The 22,997-nt window shown below is 49.8% G+C and carries 21 protein-coding genes; 13 read left to right on the top strand and 8 right to left on the bottom strand.

Features of this window, described 5'->3' with window-relative positions:
* Nucleotides 1-84: 84 nt before the first annotated feature.
* Both BV405_RS10045 and BV405_RS10040 read right to left on the bottom strand, forming a co-directional pair.
* Nucleotides 85-801, bottom strand: coding sequence for a nucleotidyltransferase family protein (locus BV405_RS10045; RefSeq protein WP_086480717.1), 717 nt, complete (start codon nt 799-801; stop codon nt 85-87).
* Between the two features lies 1 nt (nt 802).
* Nucleotides 803-1,858 (bottom strand): aminoglycoside phosphotransferase family protein, encoded by a 1,056-nt coding sequence (locus tag BV405_RS10040; RefSeq protein ID WP_086480716.1) that lies wholly within the window; start codon nt 1,856-1,858, stop codon nt 803-805.
* 420 nt (nt 1,859-2,278) lie between these two features.
* Between BV405_RS10040 and BV405_RS10035 the strand changes: the two genes are divergently transcribed.
* The 7 genes from BV405_RS10035 (at nt 2,279) to glpE (ending at nt 9,683) form a co-directional block, all read left to right on the top strand.
* A complete protein-coding gene (locus BV405_RS10035) occupies nt 2,279-4,738 on the top strand; it encodes an LPS-assembly protein LptD (RefSeq protein WP_086480715.1) in 2,460 nt (819 codons plus the stop codon).
* A 20-nt stretch (nt 4,739-4,758) separates the two neighbouring features.
* The gene (locus BV405_RS10030) at nt 4,759-6,039 is read left to right on the top strand and encodes a peptidylprolyl isomerase (protein ID WP_086480714.1); all 1,281 of its coding nucleotides are present in this window, start codon (nt 4,759-4,761) and stop codon (nt 6,037-6,039) included.
* A gap of 12 nt (nt 6,040-6,051) precedes the next feature.
* Nucleotides 6,052-7,080 carry a 4-hydroxythreonine-4-phosphate dehydrogenase PdxA gene (gene pdxA, locus BV405_RS10025; RefSeq protein ID WP_086480713.1) on the top strand — a complete coding sequence of 343 codons (1,029 nt, stop codon included), beginning with the start codon at nt 6,052-6,054 and terminating at the stop codon, nt 7,078-7,080.
* Between the two features lie 25 nt (nt 7,081-7,105).
* Nucleotides 7,106-7,918: a 16S rRNA (adenine(1518)-N(6)/adenine(1519)-N(6))-dimethyltransferase RsmA gene (gene rsmA / locus BV405_RS10020; protein WP_086480712.1), complete on the top strand. Its 813-nt coding sequence runs from the start codon at nt 7,106-7,108 to the stop codon at nt 7,916-7,918.
* Entirely contained in the window at nt 7,911-8,318 is a 408-nt protein-coding gene (gene apaG, locus BV405_RS10015; RefSeq protein WP_086480711.1) for a Co2+/Mg2+ efflux protein ApaG, read from the top strand. Before rsmA ends, apaG begins: the two co-directional genes overlap by 8 nt.
* 91 nt (nt 8,319-8,409) lie before the next feature.
* Entirely contained in the window at nt 8,410-9,228 is an 819-nt protein-coding gene (locus BV405_RS10010) for a symmetrical bis(5'-nucleosyl)-tetraphosphatase (protein ID WP_086480710.1), read from the top strand.
* A 137-nt stretch (nt 9,229-9,365) separates the two neighbouring features.
* Nucleotides 9,366-9,683, top strand: coding sequence for a thiosulfate sulfurtransferase GlpE (gene glpE / locus BV405_RS10005; protein WP_086480709.1), 318 nt, complete (start codon nt 9,366-9,368; stop codon nt 9,681-9,683).
* 83 nt (nt 9,684-9,766) lie between these two features.
* Here glpE and BV405_RS10000 read toward each other — a convergent pair whose 3' ends face one another.
* The 3 genes from BV405_RS10000 to BV405_RS09990 all read right to left on the bottom strand — a co-directional run bounded on the left by BV405_RS10000 (nt 9,767) and on the right by BV405_RS09990 (nt 12,026).
* Nucleotides 9,767-10,996: a flagellar assembly protein T N-terminal domain-containing protein gene (locus BV405_RS10000; protein ID WP_086480708.1), complete on the bottom strand. Its 1,230-nt coding sequence runs from the start codon at nt 10,994-10,996 to the stop codon at nt 9,767-9,769.
* 126 nt (nt 10,997-11,122) lie between these two features.
* Nucleotides 11,123-11,713, bottom strand: coding sequence for an LPP20 family lipoprotein (locus BV405_RS09995; protein WP_245832291.1), 591 nt, complete (start codon nt 11,711-11,713; stop codon nt 11,123-11,125).
* A 58-nt stretch (nt 11,714-11,771) separates the two neighbouring features.
* Nucleotides 11,772-12,026, bottom strand: a complete 255-nt coding sequence (locus BV405_RS09990; RefSeq protein ID WP_086480707.1) for a hypothetical protein — start codon at nt 12,024-12,026, stop codon at nt 11,772-11,774.
* Between the two features lie 213 nt (nt 12,027-12,239).
* Between BV405_RS09990 and BV405_RS09985 the strand changes: the two genes are divergently transcribed.
* Entirely contained in the window at nt 12,240-13,364 is a 1,125-nt protein-coding gene (locus tag BV405_RS09985; RefSeq protein WP_086480706.1) for a tRNA nucleotidyltransferase/poly(A) polymerase-related protein, read from the top strand.
* Nucleotides 13,365-13,407: 43 nt separating this feature from the next.
* On the opposite strand, the gene folK is transcribed toward BV405_RS09985, so the two are convergent.
* The 3 genes from folK to tsaD form a co-directional block, all read right to left on the bottom strand.
* Nucleotides 13,408-13,890, bottom strand: coding sequence for a 2-amino-4-hydroxy-6-hydroxymethyldihydropteridine diphosphokinase (gene folK / locus BV405_RS09980; RefSeq protein ID WP_086480705.1), 483 nt, complete (start codon nt 13,888-13,890; stop codon nt 13,408-13,410).
* Nucleotides 13,887-14,267, bottom strand: coding sequence for a dihydroneopterin aldolase (gene folB, locus BV405_RS09975; protein ID WP_086480704.1), 381 nt, complete (start codon nt 14,265-14,267; stop codon nt 13,887-13,889). The genes folK and folB overlap by 4 nt, the downstream gene beginning before the upstream one ends.
* A gap of 69 nt (nt 14,268-14,336) precedes the next feature.
* Nucleotides 14,337-15,395, bottom strand: coding sequence for a tRNA (adenosine(37)-N6)-threonylcarbamoyltransferase complex transferase subunit TsaD (gene tsaD / locus BV405_RS09970; protein WP_086480703.1), 1,059 nt, complete (start codon nt 15,393-15,395; stop codon nt 14,337-14,339).
* A 224-nt stretch (nt 15,396-15,619) separates the two neighbouring features.
* Between tsaD and rpsU the strand changes: the two genes are divergently transcribed.
* From rpsU to BV405_RS09945, 5 genes are all read left to right on the top strand, one after another.
* Nucleotides 15,620-15,835 carry a 30S ribosomal protein S21 gene (gene rpsU / locus BV405_RS09965; RefSeq protein ID WP_028304873.1) on the top strand — a complete coding sequence of 72 codons (216 nt, stop codon included), beginning with the start codon at nt 15,620-15,622 and terminating at the stop codon, nt 15,833-15,835.
* 164 nt (nt 15,836-15,999) lie between these two features.
* Nucleotides 16,000-17,889, top strand: coding sequence for a DNA primase (dnaG, locus tag BV405_RS09960; protein WP_086480702.1), 1,890 nt, complete (start codon nt 16,000-16,002; stop codon nt 17,887-17,889).
* Nucleotides 17,890-17,988: 99 nt separating this feature from the next.
* Entirely contained in the window at nt 17,989-19,815 is a 1,827-nt protein-coding gene (gene rpoD, locus BV405_RS09955) for an RNA polymerase sigma factor RpoD (RefSeq protein WP_086480701.1), read from the top strand.
* A 289-nt stretch (nt 19,816-20,104) separates the two neighbouring features.
* Nucleotides 20,105-20,890, top strand: coding sequence for a putative metalloprotease CJM1_0395 family protein (locus BV405_RS09950; RefSeq protein WP_086480700.1), 786 nt, complete (start codon nt 20,105-20,107; stop codon nt 20,888-20,890).
* Nucleotides 20,891-21,117: 227 nt separating this feature from the next.
* Entirely contained in the window at nt 21,118-22,923 is a 1,806-nt protein-coding gene (locus tag BV405_RS09945) for an acyl-CoA dehydrogenase C-terminal domain-containing protein (protein ID WP_086480699.1), read from the top strand.
* The last annotated feature ends 74 nt before the right edge of the window (nt 22,924-22,997 follow it).

The raw sequence follows: 22,997 nt of genomic DNA, 5'->3' as shown, positions 1-22,997 counted from the left end.
GATAAACCAGCGGCTGTTCATGGTCGGTTTGTGTTCACAGTATGGGGTTGTAGTCAGGGCTTATCGGTACTTAACATCAGGCCGTTATCGGCACTTAAAATCAGAGCTTAAAAGATGCTGCTCCAGCTGATTCAGCCGTTCCGGTGTACCCACGTCCAGCCAGTAACCGGAGTAATACTCTCCGGTAATTCGGCCTTCTTCAGCAGCTTGTTTTAGCAAGGGGCCTAACGCCACTGGCGGTGGTGCGGTCTGACTATCGGGTATCAGCGCGGGATTAAGCAGACTGATGCCGCTGAAGGTATAGGCGGGCATGTCGGTGTTTTCAGCTGATGAGGGTTTGCGATGCACCTGTCCATCATTGGATAACAGAAAATCCCCAGTCGGATTATGTTCCGGGTTGGTGGTCAGGACCAGATGACCCGAAGCCCCCGGAGCTAACTCTGGTAACTGGCTGAGGTCATAATCACACCAGATGTCGCCATTCACCAGAATCAGCGGCTGCTCAGGATCAAGATCGCCCTGCTCCAGCGCTTTCTGGATGCCACCAGCGGTTTCCAGAGGTTCCTGCTCATGGGAGAGGGTGATGGAAACGGGCCACAGACGTGAGGCGATAAAGTCTTCAATCTGTTCAGCCAGGTAGCTGATATTGATCAGAATAGAGTCTACGCCGGCATCGATCAGGCGATTGATCTGGTGTTCCAGTAACGGCTTACCTGCAACCCTGAGTAAAGGTTTGGGAGTATGGTCCGTGAGTGGCCGCATCCGGGTGCCAAGTCCTGCCGCCAGAATCATCGCCTGCATGTTATGCGCCTTCTGTCTGCTGAGTTTCGTGCTGGCTCTGCTGTTTTTGATTCATCGCCGGAACGATGCGATCCAGCAGCCATTGATGGAAACGGCTCAGGTTCTGGTATTCACCGGTCGCTTCCAGCAGATGTTGTAGGGTGCGCGGGATATCGTTCAGATAGCCGGACTTACCGTCACGCAGCCAGAGTCGGGAGAAGATTCCCAGCACCTTGATATGGCGCTGAGCACCCATCAGATCCAGCTCCTGCCGGAACTTGTCTTTTGAATAATCGCTGGCCAACAAACCTGCGTTCTTAGCTTCCTGCAGGTAATGGTTGCGCCATTGATCTACTAATGATGCGGGCCAGTGCAGGTAGCAATCTTTCAGCAGGGACACCAGGTCGTAGCTGATTGGGCCAATAACGGCATCCTGAAAATCGATAATGCCGATCTTATGATCAGTGGTCAGCATCAGGTTGCGGGAGTGGTAATCACGGTGAACCGGAACCTGTTTCTGTTGCAGCGCGCTATGGCAAAGATGCTCAAAGGTGTGATCCAGCAGGCTGATCTCTTCGTCGCTCAGGTCCAACTCCAGCCATTTCAGGCAGAACCACTCTTTGAACAGCTCCATTTCCCGGGTCAGAAGTTCATGATCGTAGGCGGGGAGTTCAAGTCCTGAGGTTTGCTGAATCCGGATCAGAGCGTCGATGGAATCTTTGTACAGGCGATCCGCCGCTTGCTGATCATCGCGGATATTGGGTAGTAACTGGTTGTCGCCAAAGTCCTGTAATAAGAGAAAGCCTTGCTCCAGATCCTGAGCAATGACTTCAGGAACATGGACGCCCTGTCGGAACCAATGACGGGCGATACGGACAAAAGGTGCGCAGTCTTCTTCCGGCGGTGGTGCATCCATCACAATATAGGAGGTAGCCTGACCGTCCGTGCGGCCGTTATTCCAGTTCAGGCGGTAGTAACGACGGAAGCTGGCATCGCCTGCTACCATCTCAAGCTCAGGCTGACTGATATTGGTTGCCTGAGTCAGCCACTGACAAAGCTGGGTGTATCGAGGGGTCATCGGCTCTCCTTATCGTGGCCGTGTTATTCCGGAAGCGGCTGTATTATGGCAAAAGCGCCTGCCACTGCCCATACAGAAGGCGGAAGCTTTTGTTATCACTGTTAAGTGGTTCTGTTAAATGGCGTTCACAGGCGGATGCAGAGCAGGAATCCGTCAGTGGGCAATGGACTGTTGCATCATGATATTTGATCAATTTCAGTGGTTTGCAGGATATTGCTTTGTCATTAGCCGGTATCAGGCGATGAAGTAAACTCCCCGAGCCGTTATACTTTTTCTGCCTGAAATATTTCCTAGAGCCGGAATATTTTAAAGTCGCTATAATGTTGCGTTTTTAGCTTTGTCACACTGATTTCAGCCAAACTCATTCAGGCCGAACACCTTTAAGGTTCAGCCCGGACACCAGCCAAGTAAGGATCTTGTTTGAAATTGCCATCTTCATCTTCAGATCTTGTGTCTATTCCTTCTGCGAAACAGAGCGCATTGGGGAGGACATGTGGCCTAGCTGTTGTGAGTCTTTTGGTGCTTGGCTCTGCTGTTACTTATGCTTCTGATGAAGCCCAGGCTACAAGTTATCACTTGGACTGGGTACCTTTTGATCAGTTAACTCCTGAGCAAAAAAGAGAAACCAAAGGTTTATGCAGAGGCCTGTATGTCCATCCTGAGGTTGCTTCCCGTCAGGATAGTGAAATTACTGCCAAAGAAGCTACTTATGAGGCTAATGGGCAAGTTCAGTTAATGGGGGATGTGAGGGCATACACCCCAAATGGAATATTGCAGGCAGATAAAGCGAAGATTAGCTCTGACCGTTCCAATATTTCAGCTGAAGGCAATCTCGTTGTTCGACAGGCTACAGGTATTGTTTATGGCCAATCCGGAACATTAAATAATCAGTCTGAGACCTTTGATATCCGTAATGCTGAATATCTGATTTTTCAGGATAACTTCCGGGGAAGGGCGGAGCGAATTCAAAGAAACGATAGCGGTCTTGTGGTTATTGAGGATGGCAGTTATACCTCCTGTTCTCCTGATGATAAAAGTTGGCAGTTAGTAGGCTCAGAAATTGAGCTTGATAATGAGTCTGGCTTCGGAACGGCTATTCATGCTCGTTTGGAACTGGCTGATATACCTGTTTTCTATTGGCCTTATCTGAAATTCCCCATTGATGAACGCCGTCATACAGGTCTTTTGATGCCATCCTTTGCCATCGATGAAGAAGGATTGGATCACTTTAAACAGCCACTCTACCTAAATCTTGCATCTAACTATGATGCCACTTTGACGCCTCACTGGTATCGGGAGAGAGGCACTCATTTAGGTACAGAGTTTCGCTATCTTTTCCCAGATAATCATTATGGGATTATTACTTACGACTTCTTGGAAGCAGACCCACTGTTTGAAGATAAAAAGCGTGAGTTCTTTGCATATCAGTCAGAAGGAAGCCTGACTGACAATTGGATATATCGTGTCGATTATGGGCAAGCATCGGATGACTATTATTTCCGAGCTTTTGAGACCAACTTTATCGAAGCAAATACAGAAAAGTTGGATCAACTTTCTGAAACTCAGTACCGAAATGGAAATTGGCATTATCTAGCCAGAGCCCAGGGCTTTCAGGAGCTTGATCCAAATCTGACAGATGCGGGTCGTGAATATTATAAATTGCCAGAGTTGCAGGCTAATTACGCCAACCGAATCGGTGATCTAAGTTTCGGTAGTCACAATCAGGCGGTTTGGTTTGATAGAGATATTCTTGATGGTAGCGATATAGAGGGCTCTGTTAGCCCAACGACTGGGGCGATCACGTGGGGCAGTGCTTTAATCGCGCAGAGAACCCACCTTGAACCATTCGCCCAATATCGTGCAAGCAGGCTCTGGGGATACACTCAGCTCGATCTGAAAGCGGCCTATAGTCAATATGCTCTTTCAGGTCAGCCGGATGGTATTAGTGGCAGCAAACAGAGACTGCTTCCAACGTTTGCATTGGACTCGGGCTTGTTTTTTGAGCGTGAAACTTCAGGCTTTGGATCTGATTATATTCAGACTCTCGAACCACGAATTAAGTTGGTCTATGCACCGACTGAAGATCAGTATGATATCCCTGTGTTCGATACGTCAGAATATTCATTCGATCGTAACCAGCTTTTCAGAGATTCCCGGTTTTCTGGCGTAGATAGGCAAGGTGATTTGCAGAAGCTTGCGTTTGGAGTTACTTCGCGTTTCATTAATGATGCATCTGGCCGGGAAGTCCTGAACCTTACCCTTGGGCAGGCGCTTTATATGCAGGAGCGCACGGTGACCTTATCTACAGATCCAACCTATGAACCTGACTACCAACATTCCCGACTGGTATCTCCCTTAGTGGCCTCTGTTGGTTATTATCCACTGGATTGGTTAACGGTTGATTTAAGCTCCCAGTGGAATACCGATAAAGCTTTTTTCTTTATGGAACAGCGCGAAACTAAGATTACAGGCACGCATCCTACGGGATTAGCGTTTCTGTTGAGACACACAAAAAATTACACGGGTTGCATGCTTAACCAGGATTGCAGCGACACCCAGGATATTACCTATACCGAAACTGCTGATTTAGGTGTAATTGCCCCTCTGAATGAAAACTGGAAAGCATTCGGTGTGATCCGAAGAGATATTCAGGAAGGTCGCCATCTGGAGCGGATTGCGGGTATTGAATATGAGAGTTGTTGTTGGGCCATTCGTTTAGCTCGTCATCAATTCTATGCCGGAGATGATTACGACGACCCGGAAGCTTTCGATAACAATGTCCGTCTTGAGCTTCTACTTAAGGGATTTGGTGGTATTGGACAAGAAGAACCTTATGAGCGAGCTGCGGAATTTATTCCTGGTTTTCGTTCCAGCTATTAGTGAAGACGATTGAGAGTTCTATGAAAAAGTATATTGGATTACTGATAGGTACCTTTCTAAGCATCAGTATCATTTCGGTAGCTTATGCAGCCCGTCAGCCGTTGGATCAGGTTGTGGCTGTCGTGAATCAGGAAGCCCTGATGCAGTCTGAGCTGGAAGCCAAGCTGGACTCGGTTTATCAGAATTTGCGTCAGCGGAATATCACCCCACCTGCCCGTGATGTATTGCGTAAGCAGGTACTGGATCGTCTGATTCTGGACACGATCCAGATGCAGAAAGCGGAAGAGTCCGGTATGCGGGTTTCTGATGCTGAACTGAACAAAGCGTTGGCCAGTGTCGCCCAGCAAAACAAGATGACGGTTGATCAGTTCCGTCAGGTTCTGGAACGTCAGGGTATTCCTTTCAGCAGTGTGCGTGACCAGATCAGCCGTGAGTTACTAATTAGTCAGTTACGTCAGCGCCGCGTTGGTGAGCGTATCCGAATCTCTGAGCAGGAGGTGGATAACTTCCTGGCTCAGGAGAAAACCGAGCTGAGCAGTACAGACTATCGTCTGCAGCAGATCACAGTATCGATTCCGGAAAAGGCAACTCCTGAACAGGTGGCCGCAGCCGATCAGAAAGCCCAGGAGATCTATCAGCAGCTGGTTCAGGGCGAAGATTTCAGCCAGTTGGCGATTCGGGTTTCTGAAGACGAATATGCACTGCAGGGTGGTGAGATGGACTGGCGTCGTGGCAGCGAGTTGCCTGTGCTTTTAGCCGATCAGGTTCCGGCTATGGATATCAATGAAACCTCAGTGCCGCTTCGTAGCCCGTCCGGTTTCCATATTATCCGTTTGCTGGAAAAGCGCGGCGGACCAACCAAGCTGGTGACCGAAACTCTGGTGCGTCATATTTTGATTTCGCCTACGGCTCTCAGAACAGAAGCTCAGGCCCGTACGCTGGTGAACAAGCTGCGTCAGCGCATTATGAAAGGTGAAGATTTTGCCGAGCTGGCGCGGACTTACTCCGATGACAAAGCATCTGCGGGTGATGGCGGTAATCTGGGTTGGGCGAAGCCGGGTAAGTATGTACCCCAGTTCGAAGCCTCTATTAACAATACATCCGTTAATGGCGTCAGCCCTGCATTCCGTTCACAGTTCGGCTGGCATATTCTGCGGGTAGAAGGTCGTCGTAGTCAGGATATTGGCGATCAGCTGGTTCGTGAGCAGGCGCGTCAGCAGCTGTTTAAGCGTAAATTTGATACTGAACTGGATAACTGGCTGCGTGAGCAAAAAGCCGCAGCTTATATCGAGATTCGTTAAGAGGGCGAGTGTGTGAGTCTTTCTCTGGTAATCACAGCTGGCGAGCCTGCAGGTATCGGCCCTGATGTGGTATTAAAGCTTGCAGCTGGCTGGGAAGAAGCATCTGAGCGCTTGAGCTGGAGTGGCGTCGATTGCCGTCATCTGCGTTTAGGTGTGATAGCGGATCCTGCTCTTCTTAAGCGCCGTGCTGAAGATCTTGGCCTCAAGGTAGAGCTGACTGAGGTGGAGGCCCATAACGAGCTGCCTCTGATGCAGGCTAATAAGTTAGCCGTGATCCCTGTTGCCCTTGCGGAGCAGGAAGAGGCAGGCCGGTTAAATTCCGCTAACGCCGCGTATGTGCTCGAAACGCTGAAACTGGCAACCGATGGCTGCCTGTCCGGTCGCTGGCAGGGCATGGTAACGGCTCCGGTACACAAAGGTGTGATCAATGAAGCAGGCGTGCCTTTTACCGGTCACACTGAGTTTTTGCAGGAAAGAACGAAAACTGAACAGGTAGTCATGATGTTGGCAACCGAGGGACTGCGTGTCGCTCTGGTAACTACCCACCTGCCGTTGCGCGATGTGGCTGACGCTGTAACTCCTGAGCGGATCTCCCGGGTAAGTCGCGTGCTTTACCGTTCTCTGCAGCAGGATTTTGGCTTGCAGCAACCTAAAGTTTTGGTTTGTGGCTTAAATCCCCATGCCGGTGAAGATGGCCATCTGGGCCGTGAAGAGCTGGATGTGATTATTCCTACCCTGCAGCAGTTGGCAGAAGAGGGTATTGCTCTGACCGGTCCGCTACCCGCTGATACTCTGTTTGCCGAGCATCATCTGAAAGACACAGATGCCGTACTGGCGATGTATCATGATCAGGGCTTGCCGGTACTCAAACATGCCGGATTTGGCCGCGCAGCCAATATCACCCTCGGTATGCCTATTGTAAGAACATCTGTAGATCACGGCACCGCCCTTGATCTGGCGGGAACCGGACAGGCCCATGAAGGCAGTCTCTGGACCGCTCTGGGTTACGCTGCTCTGATGGCAGAAGCCCGTAGTCGATAACACCTGAAGAATCTGAGAGGAATTAATGGCTAAGAAGCCTCAGCAACACCGCGCCCGTAAGCGCTTCGGACAAAACTTTCTTCAGGATGAAGGTATTATTCGTCGCATTGTCCGCAGCATCGCGCCGCAGGCTGATGACCACATGGTTGAGATTGGCCCGGGTATGGGGGCGCTGACCGAAATTATTCTGGAATCCGCCGAGCGTCTTGATGTGATTGAACTCGACCGTGACCTGATTCCGGGCCTTAAGGTGAAATTCTTTAACCATCAAGGTTTTGAGATTCATCAGGCGGATGCGCTGAAGTTTGATTTTGCCGAGCTGATCGATGACGGCAAGCCTCTGCGTGTTGCGGGCAACCTGCCGTATAACATCTCCACACCTCTGATTTTCCACCTGCTGGAGCAGCGTCAGAATATTCAGGATATGCACTTTATGCTGCAGAAAGAGGTGGTTGAGCGTCTTGCTGCTGCTCCGGGTACGAATGACTGGGGACGTCTGGGCATCATGGCGCAATACCTGTGTGATGTTGAGGCGCTTTTCATTGTCCCGCCTGAAGCCTTTGACCCTATGCCAAAGGTTGACTCTGCGATCGTGCGTCTGACGCCACACAAAGAGTTGCCTCATCCGGCAAAGTCTGCGGAGTGTCTGGATAACCTGGTACGAACCGCTTTTGCTCAGCGCCGTAAAACCCTGCGTAATAACCTGAAAGGTCTGATGGATGTGACTGAAATCGAAGCTCTGGGCATCGATCCACAGCGCCGTCCGGAAACCCTCAGCCTGCAGGAAGTGGTTGCTTTAAGTGATTGTCTGGCAGACAGGTTGGGTAAACATGACTGATATCAGTGATCAGGATCAGCCGGCATCGGCAGGTCTGCTGGATCTGAAAATAGAGCCTAAGTTTATCAAACAGGATACTGCTGAAGATCGCGATCAGTATGTTTTCAGCTATAAGGTCACTATCACCAATAACAATCGTACCAGTGTGAAGCTGCTGACCCGCTCCTGGGTCATCACAGATGGTAACGGTAAGGTGAATGAGGTGAAGGGCAAAGGCGTAGTAGGGCAGCAGCCGGTTATTGCGCCGGGTGAGTCCTACAGTTATACCTCCGGGGCTATTTTCCCGACGCCACTGGGCTTTATGCAGGGTTTCTATGAGCTGACGGATATCGAATTCGATTGCCCGTTGCAGCTGGATATTCCGGCATTCCGGCTGGCTAAAGAGGATATGCTGCACTGAGCGGCTTATCTCTCATAAGCCGATAGAGTGCTGGTAAAGATCCCGCATTCCAATCTGATCCTTTCGATACAACCGATGGCAATTTAGCGTTATGGCAACTTATGCAGTAGGTGACCTGCAGGGCTGTTTCAGTGAGCTGGAACTCCTTCTGGATGCTGTTCAATTTGACCCGAACCAGGACAAACTCTGGCTGGCGGGTGACCTTGTTAATCGTGGGCCTGAGTCTCTTGAGGTTCTGCGCTTTGCATCCTCTCTGGGTGACAGGGCGCATTGTGTGCTGGGTAATCACGATCTGCATCTGTTGGCAGTTGCCTATTCCGGAGCGAGGTTAAAGCGTTCCGATACTCTGCAGCCTATTCTTGAGGCTCCGGACAGAGATCAACTGCTCGACTGGCTGCGCCATCAGCCTCTTTGTCATTACGATGCTCGGTTGGGGTATGTGATGACTCATGCGGGAATCCCTCCTGTGTGGGATCTTGAGCAGGCATTGGCTTATGCCAAAGAGGTTGAAGAAGTTCTGCGCGGCTCTCAGTGCAAAGCTTACTTCGACAATATGTATGGTAATAAACCGGCTAAGTGGTCTGATGATCTGACAGGTTTTGACCGTCTGCGTGCGATCACCAACTACTTTACCCGAATGCGTTTCTGTACGCCGAAGGGCAAGCTTGATTTTGATGCTAAGGAAGGTCTCGATCAGTGTCCCGAGGGTTATGCTCCCTGGTTTAGTTATCCACGTAAGATGCAGGAAAAGGTCATTTTCGGACATTGGGCTGCACTCGAAGGTCGTGTTGATGTCGAAGGGATCTATGCACTGGATACCGGATGTGTCTGGGGAGGCAGTTTGACAGCGTTAAATCTGGAAACCGGAAAACTGACGTCGGTCAAAAGTTTGCAGCAAACAAGACATTAGTGATATCTTATATTTGATTGATAATTCCTATTAGGGGTGATGACTTATATTTGGCTGATGGCTCTATTGATGGTTTGGCTCAAGGGATTTCAGCCTGAAACCACAGATAACTTCCGGTGATGACAAAAGGTGTCTCTATGAAATTTCAGTTTATGAATCCTGATGAATTAAAAGCCAAGCTGGAAGCCGGTGAAGCGGCAGTGGTTGTGGATATTCGTGATCCTGCCAGCTTTTCTGCAGGATCTATTAAAGGCTCCCAGCCTTTGAATAACGATAATGTTCAGTTGTTTGTTGAGCAGACCGACAAGACTCAGCCAGTGGTGGTTTGCTGCTATCACGGTAACAGCAGTCAGTCTGCGGCACAGTTTCTGGCTGAACAGGGCTTTAGCGATGTATACAGCTTGCAGGGCGGTTATGAGCTGTGGAAAACAGTTTGTCCTGAGCACTGCAACTGATTGGAAACTGCTTCGGCAGTAATATCAGAGAATAAAAAAGGAGCCTCATGGCTCCTTTTTTAATTGGAATACTGATCACTCACTTACCAGGCGATAACAACATCACCCTGCTGAATACCCAGCTTATCGGTTTCAGTACTGATCTCTCCCCGGGAGAAGAAGGGTTGCACTTTCTTCAGGGTGACCACAATCTTTGTGTTCTCAAGCTCGGTAAAAGCGTTCTGGTTTGCATCGTAGAAGGTGCTCAGACGATAAAGGTTCAGAGTATCGCCCGGGCGCAGCCCTTCACCGGCACCGGCATCAATATAGATTTTCTTGCCTTCAGTACGGGTGATTTTCGCCATAAATGGCTGACAGCTCAGAGTGCTGTTCAGGTCACTGACGACTTCATCAAAGACATCGCTGACCTGCTGGCCGTAGTCACTTTTCCAGAAGGCTACAGAGCCAAAGCCCGGTTTTTCTTCAAGAGGTACGTTCCAGTTGCCCAGAGTTTCGTAGCGTTGACTGTAAACCATAGCGCCGCTGAAACCATCGTGAACGTAGATATCCATTTGGAAGCGGCGCTCAAAGCGATTATCGCCATGTTCCATTTTGTCTTTGATCTGACCGAAATAGGATTTAGTCCGTAACAGATCCGGTCGGGCCATTGAGATATCACGGATCACACCACTGACGACATACTGAACTCCCAGCTGACCGGATGCAGAAATCGCAGTAGTCAGAGTGCCTTCAGTCGTTACAGAGGTCGGAATCGTTTTTGGTGAGGTGTAAACCTGAAAGCCGGAGGCATCCAGAGCTTTAACTTTCTGGTAGCTGCCCAGGCGGCGGGAAAGGTCTGCAGGCAGAGCCTGACTAATATTATAGAAACCGCCGAAAGATGCTGCCTGTGGGTCTTCCAGATAGAAAGAGGTAATCGCGGCGCTTCTCAGGTAGGCGTTGCTGGACTCGTTGCCGCAGGACTGATCTTTGATCAGTACATCGGCTTCGATGGTCAGCGTGAGAATATCGCCTTTCACTTCCTCTTTAATGATATTGATATCCTGAACGGTGCCGTTGGAGCTAACGCGCAGGTTATCAGCGGTAATTGCACCGTCGGTCATCTGCTGAAAACTGCTGACATCAGCGCCGGCCTGCAGGCTAAGCTGCTGGACGGCGTCTCTGATCGCGGTACGGCGGGCGCTGACCAGATCCTGATGTACAATTTTGGCCTGGCCGGTTGCTTCAAGCCATTTGGCTTCTGCTTGAGGTGTTTCCAGTCCGATAATCAGACAAAGAATCCACAACACCTTGTGACGGAATAGGGTGTTTAACAACCGACCGCTCCTTATTTATCTGTTAATAGCAAGCTGATGACAGATCTGAGTATCAGCATATTTGTACAGCAGGCTATTTTAGTTCAGATAGTTTGCCTTTAGATACTTTTAGTTCAGTAGATACTCTTAGTTAAGGTAGTACTGTCCTGGCTGTACCTTAACCAGAGGACGTGTCACAGCACGTGTGTCCGGAGACTCGCCGTGAACAGTTGGCGCGGTACAGTTTGGTGATTGCAGGGCATCAGCAGAACCCAGGCAGTCATAGAAAGTTGGTTCCAGAACCAGCTCCATAGTGGTTTCATAGTTGTTGTGAGCCAGTTCGTAAGTAGACACAACTTTTGCACCACGGATTACACTGTCAACGTAGGTACGGAAACGGTCATCACGCAAAACCATAGCTTCAACGGTAGATCCACCGCTTACACGGGTGCCGTATACACGTTCAGCGATTGCACGGTATGCATCCAGCTTAGAGGCACGCATCGCCATCAGCTGGTTCTGGCCTTTGGACATACGTGGGTTTTCCAGATAAGCACCGTAGCCTGTTACACGAACAATAATAGGATCAACCTTAGGGCTGTAGGTATGTTCAACCTGTTGGTAAACAACGTAATCGCTGTTTGCCTGATTGTTCATCGCCTGCTGGTTAGTTGGTGCGCAACCTGCCGTCAGTACAGCACCGGCAATTGCCAGAGAAGCCAGTTTAAGTTTCATCATCATCACTCCTGATGTCCGTCACAAATAGATCGATAAAGTGTTTCAACGCGTATCAAAATCAGTATCGACGTCGGTAGATCACATCGGGCTGCATGTTGCAGCAGGGTTCCATAATGATCTGAGGCGTCAGAACGCGATGGGTTTCCGTGCGGATAATCACCTTACGTTGCGGTTGAGGCTTCGCAGGCGGAATACGTACATAGGTTCCCGGAGGCTGATTGTTCTGCTGGTAGCCGTAATGCGGCATAGTACAGGCAGACAATATAAATCCAAGAAACAGTGTACCCGTGATTACTTTTACGGTTTTTAACATCGGTTCTTCCTGACATCCTGATACGAACACAACTAAAAAGTCTTTTATTCAGCGGGTTGAAAAGCTCCGCTTCAGAAAAGGTCGTTTATATAGTTGAGCCGAAAATTATACCGGTTACTATCGGCATCACTTTCGTAAAGTTTAATAGCACTGAGGGGTTAACCTACAGAAAATTAAACTTTTATTCGTTTCATTGATTAGGTTTTGCAAAAAATGAGCCAGCTTTGTTCTTCTGACGATAATGTATTGAAATCTGCAGACATTTATCTTGTCGGCGGTCCTGTGCGCGATGAGTTGCTGAGTTTGTCGGCTCATGACAGGGATTGGCTGGTTGTCGGGGCAACTCCTGATGAGATGAAAGCGGCAGGCTTTGTTCAGGTCGGCAAAGACTTTCCCGTTTTTTTGCATCCGAAGACAAAAGAAGAATATGCACTGGCTAGAACCGAAAAGAAATCCGGAAAAGGTTATCAGGGCTTTGTCTGTCACACATCTCCGGACGTGACACTGGAAGAAGATCTGATGCGTCGTGATTTTACGATCAATGCGATGGCTAAGGATGATATGGGTAAAATTCACGATCCCTATAACGGACTGGATGATCTTGAAAACAGGATTCTGCGCCATGTATCCCCTGCGTTTGCAGAAGACCCTTTAAGAGTGCTGAGAGGTGCCCGCTTTCTATCTCGTTTCTATCGTCTTGGTTTTTCTGTTGCGGAAGAGACAGAAGAGCTGATGCGCTCTCTGGTCGAGGCCGAGGAGCTGCAGCAGCTTTCTGCAGAGCGGGTTTGGTCAGAAACAGAGCGTGCCCTTCAGGAAAAAAATCCTGAGCAGTACTTTGCGCTGCTGAAAAAAGTGGGTGCTCTGGATTTCTGGTTTGCGGAGCTTGCCGGACAAGCGTTTGAGCTGCCTGAATTTTTGACCGAGGCTGATACCGATATTCGAGCTCTGCTTTGCTGGGGATGGCTGTTGCATGGCCTCACGTCTGAAGCTATTGATGTTTTATGCGCCCGTATCAAAGCACCTAAACGCTATCAGGATTTTGCTCTGCTGGTGCAGAGATTCTGGCCGTTACTGAATGCTGAGCCAGTAACCGATTCTGAACAGGTATTGGCACTTTTGGAAAAAGCAGGTGCGTTTAAGCAGGGAGGGCTGTTTGATCTCTGGCTGATGCTGTGGCATCCGGATTGTCAGGCGCTAAAAAACTGGTGGCAGGCGCTTGCTGAAGAGATGGCTCAGGTAACGGCGAAGAGTTTTGTTGAGCAAGGGCTTAAAGGGCCTGCAATCGGCGCTGCGATTAAAGCGCGACGCCTGGAGCTGATTACAGCGGCGCTTTCCTAACGGGAGCGCCTTTATCGGGAGTGAGGAGCGAGAAGATTCTTGGCTAAAGCTCGGTCAGCCAGAGTTTCTGTTCAGGAAAAGGGAAATTAGCCCATAGTTCCTGAACCGTTTTTTCCTGACCAGGCGGCACTAAATCCGGCTCCATAAGAGCTAGCGGGTATAGCATATAGCCGTGCTCAAACAGGTCCTTGCGAGGAAGCCGGATGTCAAAGTGTTCGCCATGCAGTTGATCGACCATAACAATGTCGATATCCAGCGTGCGTCCGCTGAACTTGGGGGCATTATCTTCCCGCCCGAAGTCATATTCCATCTGACGAAGTTGTTTACTTAGCTCTGGGATAGGAAGTTCAGTTTCCAGTACCGTCATCAGATTGATGAAGGGATCGCCAACAAAGCCAACCGGCTCGCTTTCAACGACTGGAGAGAGCTGCATTTCGCCAAAGCGAGCATTCAGAGCTTCGATACCTGCTTTGATGTTACTGCGGGCATCGATATTGCTGCCAAGACTCAGGTAAACGCGGCTCATTGTGAGGACTCCGCAGTATTTGGCGCCAGGTTGCCTCTTTCAATCTGAACGGCAACATTACGGGCATTTGGTACAGCGCCGGGCTTGCTGACTTTTACTTTGACCCAGCAAACACCAAATTTTTCACGAATCAGTTCGCTGACGGATTCAGCCAGAGTTTCTATCAGCTTATAGGATGAGTTTTTGACTAACTCGGTAATCGCCTGGCTGATGGAGAAGTAATCCAGTGTCAGTGACAACTCGTCATCAGCTGCTGCCGGACGGATATCGGTTGCCATCTCGATATCGAATTCCAGAGGTTGCAGGATCTCACGTTCCCAGTCATAAACGCCGATCAGGGCATCAACTTTCAAACCTTCAATAAAAACCCGGTCCAAACCATCACCTATGTGTTGCGATTAGTGTTGCTGTTAGTTGCTGATTGCAGCGAAAGTTGCCTCAGAGCTTTAGTCTGACGCTTTGTCCGTTGGCAGATCCAGAGGCGGCAGATCCGTCAGTGGCCAGCGGGGCTGGACTTTAATCTGCTTGTCATTGGTGTGGCCTGCCATCAATCTCTGGCAACCAGCGTAGGCGATCATCGCGCCGTTGTCTGTGCAGAACTCATTGCGCGGATAAAACACCTGGCCACCCATGCCTGAGAGAGTGACTTCAAGCTTGGCTCTCAGATCTTTGTTAGCGCTAACGCCACCGGCAATAACGAGTGTTTTACGACCGGCCTGCTTTAGAGCACGTTTACATTTGATTAAGAGGGTATCGACAACGGCATCCTGGAATGCGAGAGCGATATCGGCGCGTTCCTGATCGCTCAGCTCACCATTATTGGCTTCTTTGGCCGCTTCAACGGTATTGAGGGTAAAGGTTTTCAGGCCGCTGAAGCTGAAGTCCAGTCCTGGGCGATTGGTCATGGGGCGTGGGAACAGATATTTACCCGGAGTTCCCTGTTCAGCAAAGCGGGCGATATGAGGGCCGCCGGGATAAGGCAGTCCCATCATTTTGGCTGCTTTGTCAAAAGCTTCACCGGCTGCATCATCAATACTTTCGCCCAGCATTTCGTACTGACCAATACCCTGTACGTCGATCAGCTGGGTGTGACCGCCGGATACCAGTAATGCCACGAAGGGGAATTCCGGTGGTTTTTCTTCCAGCATGGGAGCCAGCAGGTGGCCTTCCATATGGTGTACGCCCAGGCAGGGCTTGCCCCAGGCCATAGCCAGTGCCTGAGCAGTGGAGGCGCCCACCATCAGGGCACCGATCAGTCCGGGGCCTGCGGTATAGCAGATCGCATCGATCTCTTCTGCGTTGCAGTTGGCCTCCGCCATCACCTGTTTGGTCAGTGGCAGGAGTTTGCGTACATGATCACGGGAGGCAAGCTCCGGCACCACACCGCCATAAGGGATATGCATATCGATCTGACTGAATAGAGCATGGGCTAACAACCCCTGTTCTGAGTCATAAATTGCCAGACCAGTTTCATCACAGGATGTTTCGATTCCGAGTACACGCATGGGGATCACTAACTGCTTGAAAGAATAGGCGCAATTCTACCTAGGTGAATCTCAAAATGGCACTAAAAGCCGTGGATTCGCTGAAAAAAGCGGGATTGGCGGATCTAAAGCCGTTTGCATGGGGTGGGTAAAGCCTATAGAATCATGCGTCCCCTAAGGCATGTCGCCGTTTTTGGTGACATCTCTAATTTCAATCCTATTACTTTTAAGGTGGTGAGTCTTTAATGCCTGCTGTTAAAGTTAAAGACAATGAGCCGTTTGACGTTGCTCTGCGTCGTTTCAAACGTTCTTGTGAGAAAGCTGGAATCCTGGCCGAAGTTCGTCGTCGTGAATTTTACGAGAAACCAACTTGGGTTCGTAAGCGTAAAGCAGCTGCTGCTGTAAAACGTCACGCTAAAAAGGTACAGCGCGAACAGAAACGTTTCGAGCGTCTGTACTAAGCAACCTCTCTGCAGATTTCGGTCTGCACGGTTGTCTTTTTAGGGGTAAAAACGGCTGCCTTAACCGGCGGCCGTTTTTCATTTTATAGAAGCTGCAAAACTGAACTGTCGCTCCGACAGTCTCTTGTCTAAGTTCTTACTTTCGTTAGGTAGTTAGTGCCCTTATGGCCGGTCGGATTCCTCAATATTTTATCGATGACCTTGTCGCACGCGCAGACATCGTTGATGTAGTGGGAAGTGCGGTTAAGCTGAAAAAAAGCGGTCGCAACTGGCATGGCTTGTGCCCGTTTCATAACGAAAAAACGCCCTCGTTTACTGTCAGTCAGGACAAACAGTTTTATCACTGCTTTGGTTGTGGTGCCCATGGCAATGCGATCGGTTTCCTTATGGAGCATGATGGCCTTGGTTATGTGGAAGCGATAGAAGATCTTGCCAAGCAGATGGGGATGGATATTCCCCGTGACGAAAACCCTGTTGAAGCCAAAAAGCGTCAGGCAGCGAAAAAATCAGCTGAAACTCTGGAGCTGGCGACCCAGTTTTATCGGAACTCTCTGCAAGTGGCTGAAGGCCATCAGCGGGCGCAGGCGTATCTGCAGCACCGAGGCCTTAAACCGGAAACGGTAGAGCGTTTTGGCATCGGTTACGCACCGGACGACTGGGAGTTGCTGAAGAAGTATCTGGTTGGTCAGAACATCAGCGAGAAAGAGCAGATCAGTCTGGGGCTTCTGGTGCAGAAAGAGGAAACCGGTCGTACTTATGATCGTTTCCGTAACCGCATTATGTTCCCGATCCGGGACTGGCGCGGCAAGGTCATCGCCTTTGGTGGTCGGGTATTAGGTGATGAGAAGCCTAAGTATCTGAACTCGCCGGAAACACCGGTTTTCCAGAAAGGTAAAGAACTCTACGGCTTATACGAAGCTAAAACCTCACCCGGTCAGCTGGAGCGTCTGCTGGTTGTAGAAGGTTATATGGATGTGGTGGCGCTGGCTGAAGCGGGTATTCCGTATGCCGTTGCCACACTGGGAACCTCCGCAACTTCTGAGCACATGGAGCGACTGTTTAAAGTCGTGCCGGAAGTGGTGTTCTGTTTTGATGGCGATAAAGCCGGCGAACGAGCAGCCCAGCGGGCGCTGGAAAATGTTCTGCCCCACATGATTGATGGTCGACAAGCCCGGTTTATGTTTCTGCCTGAAGGCCAGGATCCTGATTCCCTGGTTCGGGCTAATGGCAAGAATCTTTTCGAACAGCGTATCGTCAGAGCGGATTCTCTCTCGGAATACCTCTTCCGCTTCCTGCAGCAGGGACTGAATCCTCAGGAACCTGAGGGCAAGGCGTTGTTGACCCAGAAAGCGATGCCTTTCTTTCAGAAAATTCCGAAAGGTATCTTACGAACGCTTCTGATTAAAAAGTTGGCAGAGCTGGTTGGTGTAAACGACAGCGACCTTCAGGGACAGATTGAAAGCCGTCCTGAGCCTGTAGTGCGCGAGCCTGTGCAAAGCCAACCTGCTGATATTATTCCGGAATATGCTGCAGAAACTGAGATACAGGCCGATAGCGAACCGGAAGTAAAGCTATCGACCAGCTACGCTTATAAGTTGTTGGTCTGGATGGTGCGTTGCCCCGATGTGTGTCAGGCACTGTCTGCTGACGAGCATCAGCAATTAAAGGCGATTATCGACGAAAACAAAGGCTTCTTCTGGGGAAAAGTTTTTGATCAGGTGCTCGAATACTTGAAATGTACCCCCGGAGTCACCACTTCCTCATTGCAGGCGCACTGGTACGGCACAGAAACGGGCCGGTTACTGGATCAGATTGCACTGGAAGAGGTGCTCGCCGAAGAGTTTATCGTCTCAGAATTTAAAGAATGGCTCCGGTCACTGGAGCTTAAGCGGCGTGAATATCAGCACGATCAACGTTTTGACGAGCTGACGCGAAAAAGCCGATCCGGTCAGAAGCTGACCAAAAATGAAAATGAAGAGCTGGTGATGTTGCTTAACCTGTTGGCTAAAAAGAAAAGTCAGCCGGAAGGTGATGACGCTGAAGTTTCGCAATAATTTAGAATCAGGTGGAAGTCAAGGCCGAATTATGCTAAATTTGAACGCTTAGCATTTTTCCCACCTCGTTCTTTGCACTACATTTGAGATAGGGTATCTATGGCTGGAAATGAGCAGCAACAGTCGCGCTTGAAGGAATTGATCGCCCGCGGAAAGGAACAGGGCTACCTCACTTACGCAGAAGTAAATGACCACCTCCCGGAAGATATTTCAGACCCAGATCAGGTTGAAGATATCATTCGCATGATCAATGACATGGGTATCAGTGTTTCCGAGGAAGCGCCTGATGCAGAAACCCTGTTGATGACCGATGGTGACTCTTCAACGGATGAAGTTGTCGCAGAAGAAGCTGTTGCAGCTCTTGCTGCAGTGGAATCCGATGTAGGCCGTACCACCGACCCTGTCCGTATGTACATGCGTGAAATGGGCACCGTAGAGCTTCTGACCCGTGAAGGCGAGATTGTTATCGCTAAGCGTATCGAAGAAGGTCTGCGTGAAGTTATGCACGCCGTATCTTATCTGCCGGGCACGATCCAGAACGTTCTGGACACCTACGATCAAACTCAGACTGAAGAAGGTCGCCTGAGTGATCTGTTGATCGGTTATATCGATCCGGATGACGGTGATGTTCCTGCAGGTCCTGTAGCCAGTGCAAAATCCGACGATGATTCTGAAGACGATGATGATCTGGATGATGAGGAAGAAACCGAAAGCGGTCCTGATCCGGAAGAGGCGCGCATTCGTTTTACCCGTCTGAAAGAGCTGCACGATGTTGTACTGGATGTTGCAGAGAAGAAAGGCACTGACAGCGCTGAATATCAGGCTGCGCAGTTAGCACTGGCGGATTACTTTGCGCCGATCAAGCTGACGCCTAAGAATTTTGATGCCATGGTTGCGCGTGTTCGCGACAGCATGGACGAGATCCGTAAGCAGGAACGTCGTGTTATGCAGCTTTGCGTACGTAAAGCTAAGATGACCCGCAAAGAGTTCATTACTTCCTTCCCGGGTAATGAAACTAACCTGGAATGGCTGGACAACGTACTGGCGGATAAACCGAAGTATGCGGATGCTCTGGAAGCACTGCGTATCGAAATCCTGCGTTGTCAGCGTAAGATTCTGGCCGTTGAGAAAGACGTTAACCTGAACCTGAGCGAGATCAAAGAAGTTAACCGTCGCATGTCGATTGGTGAAGCTAAAGCACGTCGCGCTAAGAAAGAGATGGTTGAGGCTAACCTGCGACTGGTTATCTCTATTGCGAAAAAGTACACCAACCGTGGTCTGCAGTTCCTGGATCTGATTCAGGAAGGTAACATCGGTCTGATGAAAGCGGTAGACAAGTTTGAATACCGTCGTGGCTACAAGTTCTCCACCTACGCAACCTGGTGGATTCGTCAGGCGATTACCCGTTCTATTGCTGACCAGGCGCGTACCATTCGTATTCCGGTTCACATGATCGAAACGATCAACAAGCTGAACCGTGTATCCCGTCAGATGCTTCAGGAGATGGGCCGTGAGCCGACTCCGGAAGAGCTGGGTGAGCGTATGGAGATGCCGGAAGATAAAGTACGCAAAGTCCTGAAGATCGCAAAAGAGCCGATCTCCATGGAAACCCCGATTGGTGATGATGAAGATTCACATCTGGGTGACTTTATCGAAGATACTGGTACCGATTCTCCAATCGATACCGCAACCGGTGAAGGCCTGATCGAAGCGACTCGTTCTGTTCTGAGTGGCCTGACAGGTCGTGAAGCCAAAGTACTTCGTATGCGTTTCGGTATCGATATGAACACCGACCATACTCTGGAAGAAGTGGGTAAACAGTTTGATGTAACCCGTGAGCGTATTCGTCAGATTGAGGCGAAAGCGTTGCGTAAGCTGCGTCACCCAACCCGCTCTGAGCATCTGCGTAGCTTTATCGACGAATAGGTCGTTACGGCAGCATATTCTGCTCAACATGAAAGCCTCGCAGTTTGCGAGGCTTTTTTGTGAATATAAATCAAGCTTTGGCAGGAAAGTACTGTTACATCGTGGATGTCCGATAATCGCTGATATATCAACATCCTATTAAGATGCTTTTTTTAGCTATCTAATGGGTGGTTACAAAAATGAATCAGATCACGGGATTTGGTTGTGAAAAAGCGTTCAAAATTCGCCATAATAGCCCTATCAATCGTTTAATTAATCTTCTGTGAATTTGTCCGTTTAAAGGTCTTTTATGGAAACGCCATCCGTCAGTAGTGCATCGCGATACAGTCGCCTTGTTCAGGATTATCGCGAGAAAGAGCGCGCAGCTGATTCCGTGACAGCTACTTCTGTGGAAAAAGCTGAAGCAGAAAATGAGAAGGCGAGCCTTGAGCGGGAAAAGCAGCAGATTATTTCTGAGCTGTCCAAGCGTGATCAGGAAGTTCGCACTCATGAGCAGGCTCATGCATCTGTTGGTGGTCGCTATGCTTCTGCGCCATCCTATGAGATGACCGAAGGCCCGGATGGTCGTGAGTATGCGGTTGGTGGTCATGTCACGATTGATACTTCACCGGTTGCCGATGACCCCGAAGCGACTCTGGATAAATCTCAGATTGTCGAGCGTGCTGCACTTGCTCCGGCACAGCCTTCGGAGCAGGATCTGAAGGTGGCCTCTGAAGCCCGAGCTATGGGTAATGAAGCCCGCATCGATATTCGTGAGCAGGAATATCTGGAGCGTACAGAAGCTCTTGAAGGCACAGATGAGTCAGAAGAGCTGGAAGGTGCGGAAGAGTCAGAAGAGGAAAATGGCCCTAAGTTGTTTGGTGAGGATGCTGAAGATAACCAGTTACCTTCAGGCATGTATAAGGAACCTAAAAGCTTTTCCTTTGGACTGAGCTTTCCACAGACTTTTGTTGGAGCCGATCAACAGATGGCTGCGGGAATGACACCCGCTCAGCAGTTGAAGGACAGATTTGATACTTTGGGTTTGAGCTATCCGCCCACTGTGACCGGCCAGCAGGTTGCGATAACTGCCTGATAAATAAACTGAAAGCCCCGAATAGGGGTTTTTTTGCGTTTGCAGGGCAGTAAAACGCGACCGACCGGACAGTAATTTTATCAAAATACCTCTTGACCCTGATCTTCGTCTGTCTTAAGTTTCAAACATACGTTTGAATTAGATTTCTTTATTTGATCTGTCTGGCTTCTTAAACAACACTCTTCTGAGAAGCTACAGGCCATACAACAAGAACAGCCGAGGTCGATATGCCAACATATAAAGCTCCCCTGCGTGATATCCGTTTTGTTATGGACGAGATGCTGGATTTCCCTGCCCACTACGCGCAGCTGCCAAATGGGGATGAGGCATCTCCGGAAATTGTTAACGCTATTCTGGAAGAGGGCGCTAAGTTCTCTGAAGAAGTTCTGACCCCCCTGAACCAGGTGGGTGACAGCGAAGGTTGTCAGTACAAGGATGGTGAAGTAACAACGCCAACCGGTTTTAAAGAAGCCTACAAGCAGTACGTAGAAGGTGGATGGCCGTCCATGACTCAGGACACCCGTTACGGTGGTCAGGGCCTGCCTCAGTCTCTGGGTATGGTACTTAATGAGATGGTTTGCTCTTCGAATTTGTCTTGGGGTATGTATCCGGGTCTGTCTCATGGTGCAATGGATGCGCTGCTGCACCACGGCACTGAAGAACAGAAAGAGTTGTACCTGACCAAAATGGTGGAAGGCAGCTGGACCGGCACCATGTGCCTGACCGAGCCTCATTGTGGTACGGATCTGGGTCTGATCCGCACAAAAGCTGAGCCTCAGGCGGATGGTTCTTACGCGGTTAGCGGTACCAAGATCTTCATCTCTGCCGGTGAGCACGACATGTCTGACAACATCGTGCATCTGGTGCTGGCAAAACTGCCGGGCGCACCTGAAGGTTCTAAAGGTATTTCTCTGTTTATCGTGCCTAAATTTACTCCTGATGCGAACGGTGAAGCAGGTGAGCGCAATGGCGTTCAGTGTGGCTCCATCGAACACAAGATGGGTATCCACGGTAACAGCACCTGTGTGATGAACTTCGATAACGCGAAAGGCTACATTATTGGCGAGCCGAACAAAGGCTTGTCCTACATGTTCGTAATGATGAATGCAGCCCGTATTGGCGTAGGTATTCAGGGCTTGGGCCTGACCGAAGTTTCTTTCCAGAATGCACTGGCTTATGCCCGTGACCGTCTGCAGATGCGTGCTCTGAGCGGTCCTAAAGCCCCTGAGAAAGCTGCTGATCCTATTATTGTTCACCCAGATGTGCGTCGTATGCTGCTGACTCAGAAAGCGTATGCTGAAGGTGGCCGTGCTCTGATCTACTACACCGCTCAGCTGATCGACAAAGTGTCTGCGGGTGGTGAAGAGGGCAAAGAGGCAGATGATCTGCTGGGTCTGTTGACTCCGATTGTTAAAGCTTTCCTGACCGAAGCTGGCTTTGAAGCGACTAACGAAGGTATTCAGATCTTCGGTGGTCACGGCTTTATCCATGAGTGGGGTATGGAGCAGTTTGTACGTGATGCCCGTATTACCCGTCTGTACGAAGGTACAACCGGTATTCAGGCGCTGGATCTTCTGGGTCGTAAGATTCTGATGAATCAGGGTGAAAGTCTGCGTAAGTTCACTAAGCAGGTGCACAAGTTCTGTCAGGCAGAGGAAGGCAATTCCGGCATGGCTAAGTTTGTTACCCCTCTGGCTAAGCTGAACAAAGAGTGGGGTGATATCACGATGCAGATTGGTATGAAAGCGATGCAGAACCGCGATGAAGTCGGCGCTGCTTCAGTTGATTACCTGATGTACTCCGGTTACGTGACCTTGGCTTACTTCTGGGCGCAGGCTGCTAAGGTTGCTCAGGAAGCACTGGCTAACGGCACCACAGAGACCGCTTTCTACAAAGGCAAGCTGGCGACTGCTGAATTCTACTTCAGCAAGCTTCTGCCGCGTACCAAAGCTCTGGTTGCGACCATGGCAGAAGGTGGCGATAGTCTGATGGCAATGGATGCAGACCAGTTCGGTGCAGGTTTCGAAATCTGATCCTGAAGCATCGTTGATTTGTTTCCAACGACTGGTGCGGGCCAGGGAGGGCCCGCTTTTTTATTTGAATTCAT

Source organism: Oceanospirillum sanctuarii (assembly GCF_002150805.1).
GTDB lineage: Bacteria > Pseudomonadota > Gammaproteobacteria > Pseudomonadales > Halomonadaceae > Oceanospirillum > Oceanospirillum sanctuarii.
This window is presented reverse-complemented; position numbering and strand designations above follow the sequence as displayed.